Genomic DNA, 1,901 nt, shown 5'->3' on the forward strand with positions numbered 1-1,901 from the left:
GGTGGAACGGCTTGCTTTACGAGACAGAGAACAAGATAGAAATTAATCATTTTATCCAATCATTAAGTGCAACCACATATCGTAAGACAAAGCCGAATCCATGGACTGGTGGCGGAACTTTTCGACTGTACGATATAGAAAACAAAGAGATAATAGGTTTGTCGTTTGGACCGAATCTTAATATCCAAATCAATGGAGCTTATTATCAAATGACTAATGATATTAATGAACGACTAAAGACCTTTTTTGACGAATTTATAATTGATAAAAATGTCGTCAAGGGAAAATGAGATTGAACTAACGGGCAGGATACTTTGATGCTGCCTCGAATATACAGTGGAAGTGAATTAGTACGATATTAGCGAGGGAACAAGACGATGGGAGTTAATTCAAAGGGCAAACGGAAGTTGGAGTATAGCGGCAGGACTTATTATTGGAATGTCCAACAAGATGCTGAAGATTATGGACGAATCAATCTTAGTATCGTTTCAGAAGATAAGAAATTTATTGTTGCATATCATGTAGCACAAACTAACCATGATAAGGTACCGCATATTGTGGTAAAGGGTATCGAGTTTGGAGGATTAGAAAATCATTCTCGTCAAGGTTGGGTAAGAGTACAAACTCCAATTTGGGATGATCGCATTGTTACACCAGGTCTTGTGAGGACAATTATCGAATGGTGCTTGTTTCGGAAAGATCAACTGACTTTTGTTGATTGGGAAGGCAATCTAATTTAACCTTTAGCATCTTAACTGATTAAGCTAACGGGACACGATAGTTGAGGAGTCTGCTACGCGGCAGCTCCTTTTTCATGTTGAAGTAACGGGCAGTTTGCGTTAATTATCAACTGCTTTTAGAAGGATATCCATTGTTTCTTACGAATATGAAATACATGAGTGAGGTGAAATTAATGTATGTCTATATAAGCATTCATTCTGATGATTACACGAATAAAGTTAAGTCGGAGATTTTGGAACAATACTTAATTAGTAATTTAGGTTTTGAAAAAGTCAGTCACTTAAAATTTTGCAAAGAACTCCATGGAGAGAGAATCAGGCTAACAGGCATTCCAGCTGGACTAAATGGTAACTATGCGTTTGATACACTAGAAGGTATTGAAGAAGTAAACTTAATTGAAATAGATTTACCTAGCTACATTAATAACATTTTAGAAATCGCAATATCTAACGTTGCTATTGCGATTTCTAATGAGTTCTCATGGATTATAGATGAGGACCATAGATTAAGCTGACGGGGGAACGATAGTTCAACAAAACAGCTCCTCGCGATCCGTTTCTGACACTCGTTTCCTTCCCGAACTATGCACGATGACGAAAAGGAGGATTTTCGCATGACCCATGATAATGTGATTAAATTTCCGATTCAAAAAACGGCGGGACAGATCGTTGAGGAAAACCGCATCAAGCGCTTGGCAGAAGAAGAGCCCCTGAAACGTAAAATCGAGGAATTGAAACGCAAACTTGGCGAATCAGAAATAGAGACGTTCGATTTTAAGGAGTGATTGAATTTATCGTTTTTGAAATCAAATGCAAAGCGCGGTAGGGGCTCGCGGCATTAAATAACGGGAGATGATAGTTGAACAAACAAGGGGGAGTTTGCTACCGCAGCTACTCCCTTTCTTTGTTAAGCAAACGAGCAGGATAGCTTGGAAGTATGTTAAATCAAATAGATATTGAAGACATTTCTTAAATAATCATTGGAGGTAACCAATGTTAGAAAAAATTGATTTTAAGTCTGGTCAAGTAATCCTTAATGATTTTGATTTTGATGATACGATTCCTCTTGAAAAACAAATCTGGTCGTTTAAACACGATATATTTCAGGTCAGATATGATAAAGGTTTAATTTTGGATTTAGGATGGTTACCAGAATTCAAT

At 37.2% G+C, this 1,901-nt stretch carries 4 protein-coding genes; all 4 read left to right on the plus strand.

What is annotated here, in order from left to right; genetic code table 11:
• Positions 1 to 290 (plus strand): hypothetical protein (locus tag AC1DWN_RS33100; protein WP_477563079.1); only part of this gene is annotated, 290 nt, incomplete at its 5' end.
• An 87-nt stretch (positions 291 to 377) separates the two neighbouring features.
• Positions 378 to 740 carry a hypothetical protein gene (locus tag AC1DWN_RS33105; RefSeq protein WP_477563080.1) on the plus strand — a complete coding sequence of 121 codons (363 nt, stop codon included), beginning with the start codon at positions 378 to 380 and terminating at the stop codon, positions 738 to 740.
• 173 nt (positions 741 to 913) lie between these two features.
• On the plus strand, positions 914 to 1,255 hold the full coding sequence (locus AC1DWN_RS33110) for a hypothetical protein (protein WP_477563081.1): 342 nt from the start codon (positions 914 to 916) through the stop codon (positions 1,253 to 1,255).
• A 99-nt stretch (positions 1,256 to 1,354) separates the two neighbouring features.
• Positions 1,355 to 1,525 (plus strand): hypothetical protein, encoded by a 171-nt coding sequence (locus tag AC1DWN_RS33115; protein WP_477563082.1) that lies wholly within the window; start codon positions 1,355 to 1,357, stop codon positions 1,523 to 1,525.
• Positions 1,526 to 1,901 lie beyond the last annotated feature (376 nt).

The sequence above is a fragment of the Paenibacillus sp. P4_A7 genome (assembly GCF_056402455.1).

Bases quoted from the DNA above. Each gene is read 5' to 3' on its own strand.
- AC1DWN_RS33105 (WP_477563080.1), top strand. From the start codon at position 378: ATGGGAGTTAATTCAAAGGGCAAACGGAAGTTGGAGTATAGCGGCAGG.
- AC1DWN_RS33110 (WP_477563081.1), top strand. From the start codon at position 914: ATGTATGTCTATATAAGCATTCATTCTGATGATTACACGAATAAAGTT.
- AC1DWN_RS33115 (WP_477563082.1), top strand. From the start codon at position 1,355: ATGACCCATGATAATGTGATTAAATTTCCGATTCAAAAAACGGCGGGA.